The 16,218-nt window shown below is 60.1% G+C and carries 14 protein-coding genes and 1 pseudogene; 10 read left to right on the forward strand and 5 right to left on the reverse strand.

The window, feature by feature from the left end; genetic code table 11:
• Both HKD27_RS11145 and HKD27_RS11150 read left to right on the forward strand, forming a co-directional pair.
• A pseudogene (locus tag HKD27_RS11145) lies at positions 1-268 on the forward strand (secretion protein); the annotation flags it as partial.
• A 193-nt stretch (positions 269-461) separates the two neighbouring features.
• On the forward strand, positions 462-1,427 hold the full coding sequence (locus tag HKD27_RS11150) for a retroviral-like aspartic protease family protein (RefSeq protein ID WP_194689670.1): 966 nt from the start codon (positions 462-464) through the stop codon (positions 1,425-1,427).
• Here the strand turns inward: HKD27_RS11150 and HKD27_RS11155 are convergent, their stop codons facing one another.
• On the reverse strand, positions 1,428-2,966 hold the full coding sequence (locus tag HKD27_RS11155) for an aldehyde dehydrogenase family protein (RefSeq protein WP_194689669.1): 1,539 nt from the start codon (positions 2,964-2,966) through the stop codon (positions 1,428-1,430).
• A 178-nt stretch (positions 2,967-3,144) separates the two neighbouring features.
• Positions 3,145-3,459: an antibiotic biosynthesis monooxygenase gene (locus HKD27_RS11160; RefSeq protein WP_062496655.1), complete on the reverse strand. Its 315-nt coding sequence runs from the start codon at positions 3,457-3,459 to the stop codon at positions 3,145-3,147.
• A gap of 285 nt (positions 3,460-3,744) precedes the next feature.
• On the opposite strand from HKD27_RS11160, the gene HKD27_RS11165 reads away from it, so the two are divergent.
• Positions 3,745-4,902 carry an iron-containing alcohol dehydrogenase gene (locus HKD27_RS11165; RefSeq protein WP_194689668.1) on the forward strand — a complete coding sequence of 386 codons (1,158 nt, stop codon included), beginning with the start codon at positions 3,745-3,747 and terminating at the stop codon, positions 4,900-4,902.
• 35 nt (positions 4,903-4,937) lie between these two features.
• Here HKD27_RS11165 and HKD27_RS11170 read toward each other — a convergent pair whose 3' ends face one another.
• Entirely contained in the window at positions 4,938-5,528 is a 591-nt protein-coding gene (locus tag HKD27_RS11170; protein WP_194689667.1) for an NAD(P)H-dependent oxidoreductase, read from the reverse strand.
• Positions 5,529-5,659: 131 nt separating this feature from the next.
• Between HKD27_RS11170 and HKD27_RS11175 the strand changes: the two genes are divergently transcribed.
• Entirely contained in the window at positions 5,660-6,577 is a 918-nt protein-coding gene (locus tag HKD27_RS11175; protein ID WP_062446885.1) for a LysR family transcriptional regulator, read from the forward strand.
• 21 nt (positions 6,578-6,598) lie between these two features.
• Here HKD27_RS11175 and HKD27_RS11180 read toward each other — a convergent pair whose 3' ends face one another.
• Positions 6,599-7,573: a LysR family transcriptional regulator gene (locus HKD27_RS11180; RefSeq protein WP_194689666.1), complete on the reverse strand. Its 975-nt coding sequence runs from the start codon at positions 7,571-7,573 to the stop codon at positions 6,599-6,601.
• 166 nt (positions 7,574-7,739) lie between these two features.
• On the opposite strand from HKD27_RS11180, the gene HKD27_RS11185 reads away from it, so the two are divergent.
• Genes HKD27_RS11185 through HKD27_RS11195 form a run of 3 tightly spaced genes read left to right on the forward strand, consistent with a single transcriptional unit; the run spans position 7,740 to position 12,017 of the window.
• A complete protein-coding gene (locus HKD27_RS11185; RefSeq protein ID WP_194689665.1) occupies positions 7,740-9,416 on the forward strand; it encodes an MFS transporter in 1,677 nt (558 codons plus the stop codon).
• Positions 9,417-9,432: 16 nt separating this feature from the next.
• On the forward strand, positions 9,433-10,509 hold the full coding sequence (locus HKD27_RS11190) for an HlyD family secretion protein (protein WP_194689664.1): 1,077 nt from the start codon (positions 9,433-9,435) through the stop codon (positions 10,507-10,509).
• An 8-nt stretch (positions 10,510-10,517) separates the two neighbouring features.
• On the forward strand, positions 10,518-12,017 hold the full coding sequence (locus tag HKD27_RS11195; protein ID WP_228518491.1) for an efflux transporter outer membrane subunit: 1,500 nt from the start codon (positions 10,518-10,520) through the stop codon (positions 12,015-12,017).
• 24 nt (positions 12,018-12,041) lie between these two features.
• Here HKD27_RS11195 and HKD27_RS11200 read toward each other — a convergent pair whose 3' ends face one another.
• A complete protein-coding gene (locus HKD27_RS11200) occupies positions 12,042-12,944 on the reverse strand; it encodes a S1/P1 nuclease (RefSeq protein WP_194689662.1) in 903 nt (300 codons plus the stop codon).
• A 96-nt stretch (positions 12,945-13,040) separates the two neighbouring features.
• On the opposite strand from HKD27_RS11200, the gene HKD27_RS11205 reads away from it, so the two are divergent.
• The 3 genes from HKD27_RS11205 (at position 13,041) to HKD27_RS11215 (ending at position 16,214) form a co-directional block, all read left to right on the forward strand.
• On the forward strand, positions 13,041-13,367 hold the full coding sequence (locus HKD27_RS11205; protein WP_194689661.1) for a hypothetical protein: 327 nt from the start codon (positions 13,041-13,043) through the stop codon (positions 13,365-13,367).
• 158 nt (positions 13,368-13,525) lie between these two features.
• Positions 13,526-15,172 (forward strand): lactate permease LctP family transporter, encoded by a 1,647-nt coding sequence (locus HKD27_RS11210; RefSeq protein WP_194689660.1) that lies wholly within the window; start codon positions 13,526-13,528, stop codon positions 15,170-15,172.
• Between the two features lie 424 nt (positions 15,173-15,596).
• Entirely contained in the window at positions 15,597-16,214 is a 618-nt protein-coding gene (locus HKD27_RS11215) for a sorbitol dehydrogenase family protein (RefSeq protein ID WP_194689659.1), read from the forward strand.
• Positions 16,215-16,218: the final 4 nt, after the last annotated feature.

Here is a 16,218-nt window from a genome sequence, read left to right on the forward strand (position 1 = left end):
GGCCTCCGTCGATGCCGGCCTGGCCCGTGACCGGGCGCAGAAGCTGTTCACGGCCGGTCTGACCGGATATCTGAACGTGCTGACGACCGAGCAGACCGCCCTGTCCGCCGAGGACCAGGCCGTCGTCGGCCGCCTCGCCCGCGTCCGCAACGCCGTCGCGCTGTACATCGCACTCGGCGCCGGATGGCAGGGCAAGGCCCTTACCGACACCAGACTCCCCGTCGAAGTCAAACAGCAGAACGCTTTCGTCAGAGCCTTCACACGGTAAGGCGAGGCTGCATCCCCGTGAAAGCATTTGGCTTTTGCGGGGAAACGGGACAAGCTTCTGGCAGGGTTACCTCGCCCTTGAGTTAGGATCAGTGATGGGCAGACTGTCTTTCAGGCGGAATATTCCCTCTGCCTTTTTCGCTCTGCTCGCTCTCATCCCATCCGCCCAGGCCAGATCCATTCATGACTGCGTCATGACGAGCGAAGTCGTGCCTTTCCTGAACCCCGCTGGCGCTCCCGTGATTCATGTCCGGGTGAATGACCATGACGTCGGCGCCTTTTTCTCGACCTTCACCACGCGCACGAGTGTCTGGGACGCAAAGGGATTTAATTTTTACCGCGAAGATCCCATCAGAACCATTTCGGTCACGGGAACGGGCGGAAACTATTCCACCACCGTCCACAGCCTTCAGATCGGTCAATCCGTTCTCAAGGACATGACGGCCCTGCTGGTCGGTGAACGCCCCCCGAAAGCACCCGACGGGCTGCTCCTGATGGTGGATATCGGGTGGGACATTCTCGGGAACTATCATGTCCTGATCGACCGTTACTCCCAGAAAATGGCCATTTTTACTTACGACACGGCACCGGACTGCCCCGATATCGGAACGCTCATGAAAGATCCGGGGCCCTTCATTCCCCTGGTTTCGTTCGATGATGAGTCCCCCCAGCTCAATCAGATGACGGCCGTGCTGGACGGGCACAAGGTGGACATGCAAATCAATACCAGCGCCAACCGCTCCATCATCCAGCAATGGGTGGCGCGGAAAATGGGCATTTCACGCCGTATGCTCGCGCAGGATGACGAGATCCGCGTCGGCGCCGGCGAGGTCCTGCTCGGACACAGGCATCATTTCAGCACGCTGCAACTCGGCTCGCACACGCTGCATGACATCACCCTGGACGTCGTCCCGGACGCGGAATTCAACATTCTTGGCATGGACGTCCTCAAGCACTTCAACGTTCTGATCAATCCCATGAAGGGCAGGCTCTGGCTTGAGGACTTCAAGCCCCCGCCGGACTATGTCGAGGAGAAAGCTCTCCCCTGGTCGCCAACCCATGACCGGCTCAGCATTACGCATGCCAGCGAGGAAAAGCAGGCCCCGCCTACACAGGACCAAGGGACGACGCCTGCGCCCCGCCCCTCCGGAAATCCGTGATCAGGCGTCCGCCGAGCCACCATCCACATCAAACTTCACGCCCTGCGCAAGCGGCAGGGTCCGCCCGTAATTGATGGCGTTGGTCTGCCGGCGCATATAGGCCTTCCACGCATCGGAACCGGACTCACGCCCGCCGCCGGTTTCCTTCTCGCCTCCGAAGGCTCCCCCGATTTCCGCGCCGGACGGCCCCATATTGACGTTCGCGATGCCGCAGTCGGAACCCTGGGCCGACAGGAACTGCTCAACCTCGCGGATATCAGTCGCAAAAATGGATGACGACAGGCCCTGCACCACGTCGTTCTGAAGCGCGATAGCTTCATCGAGCGTGTCATATTTCATGACATACAGGATCGGCGCGAAGGTTTCTTCCAGAACCGGCCCCGTCTGCGATGGCATCTCGACCATTGCCGGGCGGACATAGAACGACGCCTCGCCGTTCACATCAACGCGCGTTCCACCATGAACCGTGCCGCCTGCGTCCGCAGCAGCCTTCAGGCTATCCTGCATCATCCTGAAGGAGGCCGCATCGATCAACGGACCAACGAGCGCGTCCCCCTCGACCGGGTTACCGACCGAAATCGCCTTGTAGACAGTGACCAGCTTCGGCACGAGCGTGTCATAGACGCTGGAATGCACGAACAGACGCCGCAGCGTCGTGCAACGTTGCCCGGCGGTCCCCATGGCACCGAAGGAAACAGCACGCAGCGTCAAATCCAGATCGGCGGAGGGTGTGACGATGGACGCATTATTGCCGCCAAGTTCCAGAATGGAGCGCCCGAAACGCCGCGCCACACGCTCACCGACATCACGGCCCATCCGTGTCGAACCCGTTGCCGAGATGACAGGGACACGACGGTCTTCCACCATCAGTTCGCCGATCTCGCGACCACCGACCAGAAGCGTGCTGAGCGCGGCCGGTGCGTCACTGCCGAAACGGGCTGCGGCTTTCAGAAACAGGGCCTGCGTGGCCAGAGCCGTCAGGGGGGTCTTTTCCGAAGGTTTCCAGATCACGCTGTCACCGCAGACCAGCGCCAGCGCGGCATTCCAGGACCAGACCGCAACGGGAAAATTGAATGCCGAAATGATACCTACCGGCCCGATCGGATGCCACTGCTCCGTCAGGCGATGGTCCGGGCGTTCGGACTGGATCGTCAGGCCGTAAAGCTGGCGGGACAGACCGACCGCGAAGTCGCAGATGTCGATCATTTCCTGCACTTCGCCCAGCCCTTCGGACGGCACCTTGCCCACTTCCAGCGTCACGAGCCGTCCGAGCGCCTCCTTGCTGGCCCGAAGCTCCTCACCCAGCAGACGGACAAGTTCACCGCGACGTGGCGCCGGAACCCTGCGCCAGGCTTTGAATGCCCCGAGTGAACTGGCGATCGTCTCCTTCGCCTGCTCTGCACTGATTTCCGCGACCTCGGCAATCACTTCCCCCGTGAGCGGAGACTTCACCGCCAGACTGCCCCCCGTATACAGATCAGGCGACACGCCAAGACTGTCGAGGAGCGCTGTCACTTCGCAACGGAGAGATGCCGTCATTGTTCTTCCTGTCCTGGGTCTTTCATACCGGACGCGGGACACGACCGGGTCTGCATGACGCTAACCGAAAAGCATTTCAGCCCGATCCCGCGTTCGTTCTATTCACAAACCGTTATGACAGGTTCGTCAAGATGACGTGGCCAGAGCAGACATGTCCGAACGCGTCAGGAACCGAAACTCAGGCCTGGATATCCTGAAGGACCTGAAAGCCCTCGAATACGGGTGGCCCCAGCGTCAGGGCTGGTCCCTGCCCGGCACCGGCATGCGCGGCCCGGAATTCTTCCGATCGGGTCCAGCCGATGAAAGCATCGTAAGACGCCCAGACGGTATGAGAGGCATAAAGGACGTAATCTTCCATCGCCGGCCCACGAAGAAACTGGAAGCTGACAAATCCGGGCACGGTTCTGAGCAGCACATCACGATCCAGCCATTTTTTGCGAAAAGCCTCTTCGCTGTCCGGCCGGACCCTGAAGCGGTTCATGGCAATATACATCGCGGCATCCCCATTTTCTCGCCCGGCATGACCTGAGCCTGCGGGCATTTTAAAGGGCAGGTTACCCCTGCGGTTTCGCCTGGGTGATCACCCGCTCTCCTGAGATGGATCCCCAAAGCAGCACACACAAGGTTCCCACGCGCCGCCACGCCATCTTCCCGTCTGTGCCGGGCGGCAGAAAACCGCTAGGATATCCGTAAGCAGGACCATGCAGCCGAATCTTGCGGGCCGCAGAATCCACGTCGATAGCGACGCAATCAGAAGATCCATCTGAAGGCAGGACCCATGCAGAATTTTGAATTCTACAATCCCACACGCATCATTTTCGGCGAGAACACGATTCCGAAGCTGGCCGAGCATATCCCGGCCGAAGCGCGTGTCCTGATCCTGTTCGGCGGTTCAAGCGCGGAACGCAACGGCACGCTTCCGGACGTCCGCAAGGCGCTTGAAGGCCGTTTCACACGGGAATTCGGCGGCATCGAAGCCAACCCGACATTCGAAACCCTGATGAAGGCCGTCGAACTCATCCGGAAGGAAAAACTGGACTTCCTGCTGGCCGTCGGCGGCGGGTCCGTGATCGACGGGACAAAATTCGTGGCTGCGGCCGTGGATTTCGAAGGCGATCCGTGGAGCATCCTCACGACGCATGGCGCGAACGTCAAAGCCGCGATGCCACTGGGTACCGTATTGACGCTGCCGGCCACGGGTTCGGAAATGAACAGCTTCAGCGTCATCACGCGTCAGTCAACGCGCGAAAAGCTGGCTTTCGGCAGCCCGCATGTCTTCCCGCGCTTCTCGGTCCTGGACCCCACCCGCACCTATTCCCTGCCCGTGCGGCAGGTTGCGAATGGCGTCGTGGATTCCTTCGTTCACATCATGGAACAGTACCTGACCTATCCCGCGGACGGGCTGGCGCAGGACCGCTTTGCCGAGGGACTTCTGCTCAGCCTGATCGAGATCGGACCGAAGGTGCTGAGCGAGCCGGAAAACTATTCACTCCGCGCCAATTTCATGTGGATCGCGACACTGGCGCTCAACGGGATCATCGGCGTCGGCATGCCGCAGGACTGGTCCACGCACAGCATCGGCCATGAACTGACGGCACGGTATGACATCGACCATGCCCGGACGCTTGCAATCGTCCTGCCGTCCATGCTCCGGACCCGAAAAGACACCAAGCGCGGCAAGCTGCTTCAGTACGCAGCCCGCGTGTGGAACCTGCATGACGGCACGGAAGACGAGCGGATCGAAGCCGCAATCGTGCGGACCGAAGAATTTTTCGAAAGTCTGGACATCCCGACGCGCCTGTCAGCCTACGACATCGGCAAGGACGCCATCGACCCCCTGATCGGACAGCTTGAGGCTCACGGCATGACGGCACTGGGTGAACACGCCGACATCACCCCGGACGTCAGCCGCCGCGTTCTGCAGATGAGCCTGTAAAAAAACGGGGGCGGCGCAGGCTGCCCCCGTTCCAGTCAGGACGCCGTACCGATGACGTCCTGCAGATGCTGGCGATAGGCTGCGAGTGTTGCATCCACATTCGGCGCCTTCATCACGTCCGTCGCAAGAAAGGTCGGGAGCGCAGACATGCCCAGGAATTCGTGAGCCTTGTGAAACGGGAAATATACCCCGTCGATACCGCGCCCCTCGAAGAACTGGTTCGGGTCCGTGAAAGCCTCTGCCGGCGCGTTCCAGGTCGTTGACAGCATGTACCGCTTGCCCTGAACCAAGCCGCCCGAGCCATATTTGCGCTCCGGATGCGCCCGGCTGCGGCCATCATTGGCGTAGAGCTTGCCATGGCCGGCCGTCATGACTTCGTCGATGTATTTCTTGACGATCCACGGCAGCCCCATCCACCAGCCCGGGCACTGATAGATGATCAGATCAGCCCAGATGAAGTTCTCGACTTCCTGCTCCACGTCATAGCCGTCATCGAGCTTCGTCTGGCGGATCTCATGGCCGTTTTTGGAAAGAATGTCCGCCGCAAGAGCCTGAAGCGTGTCGTTCAGCCGCCCGTGGGAATGGGCAAAGACCTTGCCGCCATTGAGGAGAAGAATTTTCGTCATGATCGCATATCCGTTCTGTCAGACATCGGGGATGGGACTGTTCAGGGAGCATGATGAACCGATAACTCCCTCTTGATAATTGTTTCGATCTCCACAAAACCTGTGAAGCAGTTTCACAGATCGGAAGACAGATGGATAACCGTTTCGGGGAAATGAAGATCTTTCTCCGCGTCGTGGAGAGTGGCAGCTTTTCCGAGGCCGCGCGTCTCTCCATGACCACGCCGTCCACCGTCAGCAAGCTGATCGGGCGGGTGGAGAACCGTCTGGGGGTCCGGCTCGTGGAACGCTCGACGCGCAGACTGTCAGTCACACCCGAAGGTCTGGCTTATTACGATCGGGCACAGGCCCTGATCGCGGAGCTGGACGACATGGAAGGGTTCCTGTCCAAGAAAACCGTCCAGCTCACGGGAACGGTGCGGATCAATGCGTCCGTGGCATTCGGGACGCTGGCGCTGGAGCCGCTGCTCCCCGCATTCTGGGACGCCTACCCGGATATCGTGGTTGATCTGTCACTCTCCGATGAAATGACGGACCTGTATCTGGACCGGACGGATATCGCCTTCCGCGTCGGAAAACTTCAGGATTCCAGCCTGACCGCCCGGCATCTGGGAAGCGTACCGCGGCTGATCGTCGGCGCACCGGATTATCTGGAGCGGTTCGGACGGCCTGAAACCGTGGACGATCTGGAGCATCATCGCTGTCTGGGATTCAATTTCCGCCGGGCGGCGCCGGTCTGGCCGCTGCAGGAGCGGGGCAGGATCGTGGACCGGATCGTCCAGGGCCCCTTGCTCGCCAATAATGGCGAGACCGTCCGCCGGGCCGCGATCCGCGGGGCCGGACTGGCACGGCTTGCGGAATATCACGTGCGTGAGGATCTGGCGGCGGGACGTCTGGTGGAAGTTCTGACGGAAAGCGGCACGCGGGACGAGGAAGAGATCCACGCGCTCTACCAGGGCGGAAAACAGGTCCCCCAGCGCATCCGGGTCTTTCTGGATTTCGTCGTCCCGCGCCTTCAGGCCAGCCTCAGGCCACTTGCGGAAAATCTATGAACGCAATTCCCAGATCCGTGATCAGGGGCTCCGCGAGGCGGCACCAGACCCGTCTCCCCGGAACCGGACGAGTTCGCGACGAATGACCTGAAAGACCGTATCGCGCAGCCAGCGATGGACGCCATCCGTATCCACGCGGGGATGCCAGGCCTGAAGCGACGTAACGGGAGGCAGATCGAACGGAAAATCGAAAGCTGCGAGCTGGATCTGGGAGAGTGGCAGGCGATCGATGACGATATCGGGCAGCGGCAGGATCATGTCCGTCTCGCGCATTGTTTCGATCATGGAATGATAAGTGGGGACGACCATCGCGATGGGACGGGTCAGGCCGTACCGCTCCTTCAGGACAGTATCGATCGGACCGTAGGGAAGGCCTTTGCGCGAGACGCTGATATGGTCGTAATCGACGAGGGTCTGCGGGGTGATGCCACGCGCGAAAATAGGGTGTCCCTCGCGGACCATGACGCGAAACGATGTCAGAAACAGGGTCTGACGCATGGTTTCGGGCCGCAGATCGTCCGTGGCGCCCACATAGAGATCGATCCGGCTGTTACGCAAAGCGTCGCTGGCCGCTTCCTCCGTCTCGGGCGAAAACACGATGCTGCAACCGGGGCAGTCCCGTTTGAGGGCCATCAGAATGGCGTGACCGAATGCGCCAACGATCAGGTCATTGGCGCGGATCGTGAAACGGGGCGAGATGTTGCGCAGGTTGAGGGTCTCACTGTCATTCACCAGCGCATCCGCGTCGCGCACGATGCTCTGGACACGATCACGGATGCGATTGGCGAAGGTCGTGGCCACCATGCGTCGGCCCGACAGGACCAGGATCGGGTCTCCGAACACTGTTCGCAGGGTTGCAAGATGGCGGCTCATGGCAGCGTCGCTCACCTTCAGGCGCCGCGCGGCCTGTGAAACACTCTCTTCTTCCACCAGAACCTGAAGATAGCGCAGAAGATCGAGATCGTAGCGTCTGTGGCGGTCAGTCCGCTTCGCCATCGCACACTCCCTTTCCAGCTGGTTTCAGGTGCATTTTCACGCCTTCGTGTAAAAATGGAAGGGATTTCTTCAACCCTTGCGAAAAGTGGAAACGTCACTTGCTTCAAATGTGGGTTTTCGGACCCACTCACTCCGGATAGGGGCTGTCTGGTAACGGAAGAGATTCATGGAACCAGCAGCTTCGTCACCACCTGCCGCCCCACCCGCGCAGCCCTCCTATATCCCGCCTTTCGGCATGCGGACTATCGTCGGCTGTCTGGGGATGCTGCTGGCCGTGCATGTGGCCGGTTTCAACGAACACATCACGGAAATCGGCCTCGCCGACATCCGGGGCGCGATGCATATCGGACATGACGAGGGGACGTGGTTCACCTCGATCTATGAGTCCTTCAACATCGCGGCCATGGCGTTCACGCCCTGGTTCTACATGACGTTCTCGATTTACCGTTTCTCGATCTTCATGACGGCTGTGCTGGCCATGCTGTCGATCCCCCTGCCCTTCATGCCGGACATGATCTCGCTGTGTTTCCTCCGCGCGGCGCAGGGACTGAGTGCGGGATGCCTGCCGCCCGTCCTGATGACGGTCATGCTCAAATACCTGCCGCCACCGATCAAGGTGTTCGGCATTGGCGGCTATGCGATGAGCGCCACCTTCGGCCCCAATCTGGGCGGGCCGCTTGAAGCGATGTGGTTCGAGCATGTGGGCTGGCGCTGGCTGTACTGGGAAGTCATTCCCTTCAGTATCATCGCCATCGCCATGATGGCCTATGGGCTACCGCGCGATCCGGTGCATCTCGAACGGTTCAGAAAGTTCAACTGGCGCGGCTTCTTCATTGGCGTGCCGTCGATCATCTGCGTGGTGACCGTGCTGTATCAGGGGGACCGGCTGGACTGGTTCCGCTCACCCATCATCTCTCATCTGACGTTCTGGGGCGGTGCGCTGTTCGTGGGCTTCCTGTTCCATGAGTGGCATCATCACAGTCCATTCTTCCGCCTTCAGTACTGGAAGAACCGTAACATCACCATGTCACTCCTCACACTGGTGGCGGTGCTCATCATCTGCGGGCTGATGCTCGAAGTTCCGATGACGTATCTGGAAGCCGTGCGGGGATATCGGCCGATCCAGGCAGCTCCGGTCGCGCTGACGGTCGCCCTGCCCCAGCTCATCATGCTTCCGCTGACGGCAGCACTCTGCAACTCCGCACGGGTGGACTGCCGGTATGTGCTGGCCTTCGGTATGTCGTGCCTGGCGCTCTCAGCATTCCTCGGCACATGGCTGACGCCGGACTGGGTGCGGGACAACTTCTATATCATGCAGGGGCTTCAGATCTTCGGCCAGCCAATGGTCGTGATCCCGGTGCTGATGCTGGCCACCATGTCCCTTGGCCCTGCGGACGGGCCGTTCATCTCGGGCATGGTGAACATGCTCAAAGGCATGGCCAATGCATTCGCAACCGCCATTTTCGAAATCCTGCTGCGTCGTCGTGAGCAGTATCATTCCACCATGCTGCTGGACCGGGCTGGCAACAACGCCACGTCGCTCTCAGGCATGGGCGATCCGATCCATGCGGCGATCAACAATACATCGCCCGACAGTAATCATGTGGCGCGCAACACGCTTCAGATCTTCCACACCTATCTGCACGAACAGTCGATCACGCTGGCGCTGGTGGACATCTACTTCGTCGTGATGTGCATCTGCATCTTCTATGTCGCGCTGACCGCCGTGCTGCCGAAACGGGTCTATCCGCCCGGCAAGGGACCTGCTCCCGCCATCCCTGCCGCGGCCCGCGAACCGGATCCCGAACCTGCACCTTCCTCCATTCCCGCCACCGCGCACTGACGGACCTGCCTCGAACATGATTTACGGAAAACCCCTCCTTCTGGCCGGATGTGCGGTCATTGTCCTGACGGGTCTGGCCTGGACGGCTGACCGCTTCTTTGTGGGCGACGGCATCCGCCAGGAAACCAACGACGCCTATGTCACGGCCGACTTCACAACCGTGGCACCCAAAGTCTCAGGTCGTATCGACCGCGTGCTGGCCGAGGACAACGAATACGTCCATGCCGGGGAAGAACTCGCCCATATCGAGGACGACGATTACCGCGCGGCTTTGGGAGCCGCCCGAGGTGACACCGCCGCAGCGCAGGGCGACGTAGACAACCTTCAGGCCCTTCTGGACCGTCAGGGTTCCATCGTCGATGCGGCGAAATATACCGTGCAGTCCGACGAGGCCGCGCTGGTCTTCGCGCGGCAGAATGCGGCACGATATCGCAATCTTTCGGCTGGTGGGGCGAGCACGATCGAGCAGCAACAGGGCGCGGAAGCCCGGCAGCTTGAGGCCGTCGCCGCCCTGGCCCGCGACAAGGCCGAAACCAGCACGGCCGAACAGCAGGTCGCCGTGCTGAAGGCGCAGCTTGAAAAGGCGCAGGGCGCGCTTCTGAAGGCCCAGAGCGCAGAGCATCAGGCCGAACTGAACCTGTCCTACTGCACCATCCCTGCCCCCGTGGACGGCGTGGTGGGCGAGCGTGGCGTGCGCGTTGGTGCGTATGTCCATCCGGGCACGGGGCTGCTGGCGGTCGTGCCGGTCCGCAAGGCCTATGTGCTGGCGAATTTTCAGGAAACGCAGCTGACGAAAGTCCAGACCGGTCAGAGTGCAACGATCTGGGTCGATACGTTCCCCGGCCACCCGCTCAAGGCTCATGTGGACAGTCTGGCTCCTGCGACAGGCGTGGCCTTCGCCGCCATTCAGCCGGACAATGCGACGGGTAACTTCACCAAAGTCGTGCAGCGCGTGCCGGTCAAGCTGACCTTCGATCCCGGCCAGCCTCTGGCGGAAAAGGTGCGCGTCGGCATGTCCGTTGAAGCGCGGATCGATACGTCCTCCACGCCTGAAGGCATTCATGCCCATGACGAGCGGTATCTCTGGAAATGAGACCTTCCATGCTCCAGCCTTCCCGCTGCTTTCTTCTGGCCCTGACCGCACTGTCCGCTTGCACGGTGGGTCCCGACTATCATCGTCCCGATCCGCATGCACCGGCCCACTGGCACCAGAGCCTCGCCCCTGCTGCGAGCCATCCGCAGGAAACCTCTACCATTGAGGCACAGTGGTGGCGGATCTATCGTGATCCGACGCTAACAGCGCTGGAAGAAGACGTCGCACGCAACAACCTCGATCTGCGTGAAGCAGCCCTGCATTTCACGGAAAGTCAGGCTGAACGGAAGATCGCCAGTGCGGCCCAGATGCCGCATATGGAAGGTGCCGCCTCCTATGCCCGCGAGCGCGCCAGCACGAACGGTATTCTCGGGCTTCTGGGAACGACGCAGCAGGCCGGCCCCGGCGAAATCGCCAGCGGGGAACAGGGGTTCGGCCCGGCAGCGGCGGATGGGGCGAAGGGCAACCCATCGTTCAACCTGCCGCAATACGGGCTGAGCGCGTCCTGGGAAGTTGATTTCTGGGGGCATGTCCGCCGGCAGGTCGAAGCGGCAACGGCGGCCATGCATGAGACGGATGAACTGCGCCGCGATGTGCTGGTCTCGCTCATGGCCGAGACCGCGCAGGACTATCTGAACCTGCGCAACATCCAGACGCAGATCGGCATCACGCAACAAAGCATCGATATCGCCCGCCACAGCGTGAAGCTGACGGGACTGCGCTTTGCACAGGGCACGGCGACAAAACTCGATGTCGCCTATTCCCGCGGGCAGATGCATGGCTTTGAGGCGCGTCTTCCGGTCCTGAAAAGTCAGGAAGTGCATCTCGTGAACGCGCTGAGCTTTCTGACGGCGCGGGAACCCGGCGCGCTGAAGGACAGACTTGGATCGTCCCAGACGATCCCGCCCGTTCCCGATATCATTCCGGTTGGTCTGCCCTCTGAACTGGCCGAGCGCCGCCCGGATGTGCGGGCCGCCGAAGACCATCTCCATGCTGCGACAGCCAGCATCGGCGTGGCGGTTGCGGACTTCTTCCCGCGCGTAACGCTCTCGGGCAGTCTCGATATTCAGGCGTTGCAGTTTAGCGGCTTGGGATCATGGGCGTCCCGTCAGTACGGGTTCGGCCCGACCATGACGCTACCACTGTTCGAAGGCGGGCGTCTGACCGGACAGCTTCACCTACGCCGAGCCCAGCAGAAGGAAGCGGCGATTGCCTTGCAGCGCACGCTTCTGAAAGCCTGGGAAGAAGTCGATGACTCCATGGCGGATCTGAGCGCCGCGCAGGAGCGCCGGAACCGGCTGGAAGAGACGGTTTCGGAAGACGAGACCGCCGTCCATATCGCGCAGCTTCAGTACAGTCAGGGTGCGGGAGACTTCCTCAACGTCCTGACGACGCAGAATGCCCTTCTGGCGAGCCGGAGCGCGCTGGCTGAATCCAGCGCTGGCGTATCTGTTTCCGTGGCCCATCTCTACCGGGCACTGGGTGGAGGATGGACGCAGAAATCCTGACGTCCATCCACACAGACACTGTTCTCAGCCGCCGCTCAGGGCGGTGTTGAGAACGGCTGCCAGACGCACGCCCGCCTGTTCCAGACGCAGTTCCATGATCGGCCAGGTCAGCGCGGTGTAATCCTTGCCGATATCCGCGCCCTTGTTAGCCGGAAGGGCGCCATAGGCCACGCTCCGAGCCAGCGAATGGCTCTCATCGGCCCAGTCAACGGTTGCGTTGTAAACATCGCCGCCGTCCAGATCCTGAACCCAGTATTTTGTCTCATCGGGCGTGATCAAGGCGCCAAGACGGTCGGCTTCCTTCTTCGCGCGGGAGGCGTCGATGCTGTAGAACGGGCCGACATGCAGATCCGCCTCATGGTCGATCACACCCTCGTCCCACAGGGAATGCAGGTTCATGTGGCCGTTGGCGTTGTTGCCGAAATAGGTCAGACGGATGGCATTGCCGCCCTTGTCGTTATTGCGCTCGGCAGCGTGCAGGGGCTGGTGGATATCACCGATCAGGTGAACGACCCATTTCAAGGCGACCAGACGATCCTGGGCCGCAGCATGGGTGTCGGCGAGGATTTTGATCTCCTCAGGCAGCTTCTCGACAACGCAGGCATGGTCGGGGCAGTCGCGGGCCTGATCGTAAGCCGGATGGGACACGTCGATATCGACGTAATGCCATTTCAGGGTCTCCGGCGCCCCACCCTTCTTCTTGGGAACATGACCGATCGTATCCGGCCAGGAGGCGACCTGATCGAGGGTCTGATGGTTCTCAAGGGCCAGCAGGGCCGTGGCAGCCTTCTGGGCCTGCGGCGTCAGACGTTCCTGCGCGATATCCGCCACGATCGCATGACCATAAGGTCCCCACGCCAATGCGCTGGAAGAAAAGACAAGAGAGCCGGCCCCGATCAGGGACGCACAAAGAAGACGAAGATGCATGGAAACCTGTCTGTCCAACGCTGAAAGTGATGCCGTTCCAGTTTCTCACCGTTTCGAGAGCACCACAAGGCATTCCGCGGCACGGGCCACGGCGTCGTGACCGCACATATTTCCGTGTTCGGAGAGCACTCCCGCCTCACAGGCCGGGGCCGTGAAAAACAGAATCTCCTGCCGCATGCGCCGGACAGTCCAGAAATTCTTCCCCGGATGCCTCCGTTTTTCATTTCAGATGCAAATAGTCATGAAACCACTGTCGCCGATCGCGACAAGTATTCAGAGGATGACTCTGTCCAGGCATCATTTCCTGTAATTTTTTCCTGCACAAAATCAAAATTGTTCAGAAATATTACCCCAAGAGAAAAGTGTTTTTACCAATTAGAGCCCATCAGGAGTAAAATTTTTACAAAACAAGACACGCAATAAACTAACTAATTAAAACAGTATGTCATAAAGTTTACCGGTGATTATATTCAGTCCTTATTGCACTTGTTGTTTTCAAAAAATACGCTCCTCAAAAGAACACGAGAAAAAGAGATCAATTTTTCAATTATCACTTAATTTTTATTTTGGAGATTCCCTGAATGTCATCCTGGGCACAAGTCTACGATCCCATAGGAAATATCTGGATTTCCGGCGCGATCGCTCTCATTCCGATCCTGTTTTTCTTCTTCGCGCTGCTATACCTGCGCATGAAAGGGCATATTGCCTGTACAATTACTGTCGGAATTACCTTTGTGCTGGCCGTCGCATTCTACGGCATGCCAGTCTTCATGGCGCTGGCCGCGTGTCTTTATGGCTTTGCCTACGGTTTATGGCCCATTTCATGGATCATCATCGGGGCAGTCTTTCTCTATAAAGTCTCCGTTCGGACCGGTCAGTTCGACATCATCCGCCATTCGATTTCGACGGTCTCGGAAGACCAGCGCATCCAGCTTCTTCTCGTTGCCTTCGCGTTCGGGGCGTTTCTGGAAGGTGCTGCCGGTTTCGGCGCGCCAGTGGCCATCACCACAGCCCTGCTCGTCGGCCTCGGCTTTCCCCCGATCTACGCCGCCGGACTGTGCCTGATCGCCAATGCAGCCCCGGGAGCGTTCGGCGCGATGGGCATCCCCGTGATCGTGGGAGCCCAGGTGATCGGAGCGGAACCGTACATGGTGGGCCGGCTGGTCGTGATGCAGTTGATCGTAATCGGCATCGTCATTCCATTCTGGCTGGTCGGCGTAGTTGACGGACTGCGGGGTATCCGTGAGACATGGCCCGTCATTCTGGTCGCGGGTGCCACCTTCGCCATTACGCAGACCCTGACGGCCCTCGTGATCGGTCCCGAGCTTCCCGACATCATAGCCCCGCTGGTCACGATGGTGGCGATCCCCGTCTTCCTTCGGATCTGGAAGCCGAGCCGGATTTTCCGCTTCGAAACCGGAGAGACACCCGCCGACGCCATCGTCGAGAAGGCAACCTATACGGCACCGCAGATCCTGCGGGCCTGGTCTCCCTTCATCATCCTGACGGCTTTCGTGGCTGTCTGGAGCATCAAACCCTTCAAGGCCCTCTTCGCAGCCAGTGGACCGCTGGACTGGACGGTGCTCGTCATCCGCTTCCCGGGGCTGCACAACCTCGTCCTGAAAATGGCGCCGATCGTTCCCAGCCCGACGCCTTATGCCGCGATCTTCAAGGTGGATTTCGTCTCTTCCGTGGGTACGGCCATCCTGCTGGCAGGCGTCATGTCTGTCCTGTTCCTGAAAATGCGCCCGAAGGACGCTGTCGCGACCTTCACGGATACGCTTCGGGAACTGAAGACGCCCATCTATGCCATCGGCATGGTGCTGGCCTTCGCGTTTCTGGCCAACTATTCGGGCCTTTCCACGACACTGGCCCTGGTTCTGGCAATGACCAAGGGTGCATTTACCTTCTTCGCGCCCCTGCTTGGCTGGCTGGGTGTTTTCCTGACAGGCTCCGATACGTCCTCGAATGCGCTGTTTGGCGGCCTTCAGGCGGCAACAGGCCGTCAGATCGGGGTCAGCGGGGAGTTGCTGGTCGCGGCCAATACGGTTGGAGGTGCCGTTGGCAAGATGATCTCTCCGCAATCCATCGCCGTGGCTTCGGCCGCCGTGGGGCTGGTGGGACAGGAAGGCGCCCTGCTCCAGTTCACACTCAAATGCAGCATCGTTCTGGCCATTCTGGTCGGGCTGATGACAACGGCGCTGGTCTTCATGGGAGTGGGCACATAGCCCACTCCTTCTGACTGCAGTATCGAAGGGGCGCAGGGTCACATCTGCGCCCCTTTTCTTTTACAGGACTCTAAAAGTACCCTATTTCTTCATCAAGACACCGAGTTGCGAAACATTCGCAACGTCGAAAAAGCCCCAGATGAGGACCCGGTGCCGACTCTGCCTAATTCACGAAGGACAGAGGTAATAAATCCTCCCGCAGATCTTCATAAATCCTTGGGAACCATAATAAGACAACGGGCGTTTCCGTTAGTTATCCTTCCCTGGTACCTCTTCCTGACTTGCCCTTTTTCGGGATTATTTCCGGATAATTGGCCGTTCACGGTTGCATGATCACGCTGTCGCTGTAGGCTGCGGACCTCTGAAGGTGGCGCGGATCACGGTCCTGTCATCAGTCTCGAGTGTATGCGAAGAGTGATTTTACATGACGAAAGATCGTCACTGCCCTCTTGTTGACCTCCATGTTTCCTCTCCCAATGCCATGCGCCTGAACCGGCTGATGCGGATGTCACGTCGTGATACGCTGATGACGGGCATGGCCGGCATGGGTGTTCTGGCGGCTGGAAATGTCGTGGCCGCAGAGCCTGCAACCGGCGCCGATCCTGAACTTGAACGCTTCATGAAGGTCTCGACACGCCTGACGGACCGCCCTTCTCTCGACCCGCGGATCGGAAAGGCGCTTTACGAGCGCATTCTCCAGTCGGGACCCGAGCGCAAGGCCCAGCTCTCAAAACTGGCTGATCTGCTGGACGGCGGAACCTACGAGAGCGCCTCCGCCTTCGCCAAGGCAGCCGAGCAGACCGACCCGGCGTTCAAGGACGTCATTCATGACCTCATGACCGGCTGGTATCGCGGCGTCGCGGACGGCAAAGTCGTGGTCTATCGCTCGGCGCTGATGTTCGACATCACCAAGGACGCCATCTACCCCAAGACCTACGCCGCAGGCGGCCCGTTCTACTGGACGACGCAGCCGCCTGAAGTCGACAAGCCGACCGGCGCGCCTGCGCTGTCGCCATCGAAGTTCGACGTGGAACCTACCTGAGAGC

Source organism: Gluconobacter sp. R75690 (genome assembly GCF_015244525.1).
Taxonomy (GTDB): domain Bacteria; phylum Pseudomonadota; class Alphaproteobacteria; order Acetobacterales; family Acetobacteraceae; genus Gluconobacter; species Gluconobacter potus.

What these genes read in the sequence shown, in the direction of transcription:
- HKD27_RS11150 (WP_194689670.1), top strand. Translation starts at nt 462, where the DNA reads ATGACGAGCGAAGTCGTGCCTTTCCTGAACCCCGCTGGCGCTCCCGTG.
- HKD27_RS11155 (WP_194689669.1), bottom strand. Translation starts at nt 2,966, where the DNA reads ATGACGGCATCTCTCCGTTGCGAAGTGACAGCGCTCCTCGACAGTCTT.
- HKD27_RS11160 (WP_062496655.1), bottom strand. Translation starts at nt 3,459, where the DNA reads ATGTATATTGCCATGAACCGCTTCAGGGTCCGGCCGGACAGCGAAGAG.
- HKD27_RS11165 (WP_194689668.1), top strand. Translation starts at nt 3,745, where the DNA reads ATGCAGAATTTTGAATTCTACAATCCCACACGCATCATTTTCGGCGAG.
- HKD27_RS11170 (WP_194689667.1), bottom strand. Translation starts at nt 5,528, where the DNA reads ATGACGAAAATTCTTCTCCTCAATGGCGGCAAGGTCTTTGCCCATTCC.
- HKD27_RS11175 (WP_062446885.1), top strand. Translation starts at nt 5,660, where the DNA reads ATGGATAACCGTTTCGGGGAAATGAAGATCTTTCTCCGCGTCGTGGAG.
- HKD27_RS11180 (WP_194689666.1), bottom strand. Translation starts at nt 7,573, where the DNA reads ATGGCGAAGCGGACTGACCGCCACAGACGCTACGATCTCGATCTTCTG.
- HKD27_RS11185 (WP_194689665.1), top strand. Translation starts at nt 7,740, where the DNA reads ATGGAACCAGCAGCTTCGTCACCACCTGCCGCCCCACCCGCGCAGCCC.
- HKD27_RS11190 (WP_194689664.1), top strand. Translation starts at nt 9,433, where the DNA reads ATGATTTACGGAAAACCCCTCCTTCTGGCCGGATGTGCGGTCATTGTC.
- HKD27_RS11195 (WP_228518491.1), top strand. Translation starts at nt 10,518, where the DNA reads ATGCTCCAGCCTTCCCGCTGCTTTCTTCTGGCCCTGACCGCACTGTCC.
- HKD27_RS11200 (WP_194689662.1), bottom strand. Translation starts at nt 12,944, where the DNA reads ATGCATCTTCGTCTTCTTTGTGCGTCCCTGATCGGGGCCGGCTCTCTT.
- HKD27_RS11210 (WP_194689660.1), top strand. Translation starts at nt 13,526, where the DNA reads ATGTCATCCTGGGCACAAGTCTACGATCCCATAGGAAATATCTGGATT.
- HKD27_RS11215 (WP_194689659.1), top strand. Translation starts at nt 15,597, where the DNA reads ATGACGAAAGATCGTCACTGCCCTCTTGTTGACCTCCATGTTTCCTCT.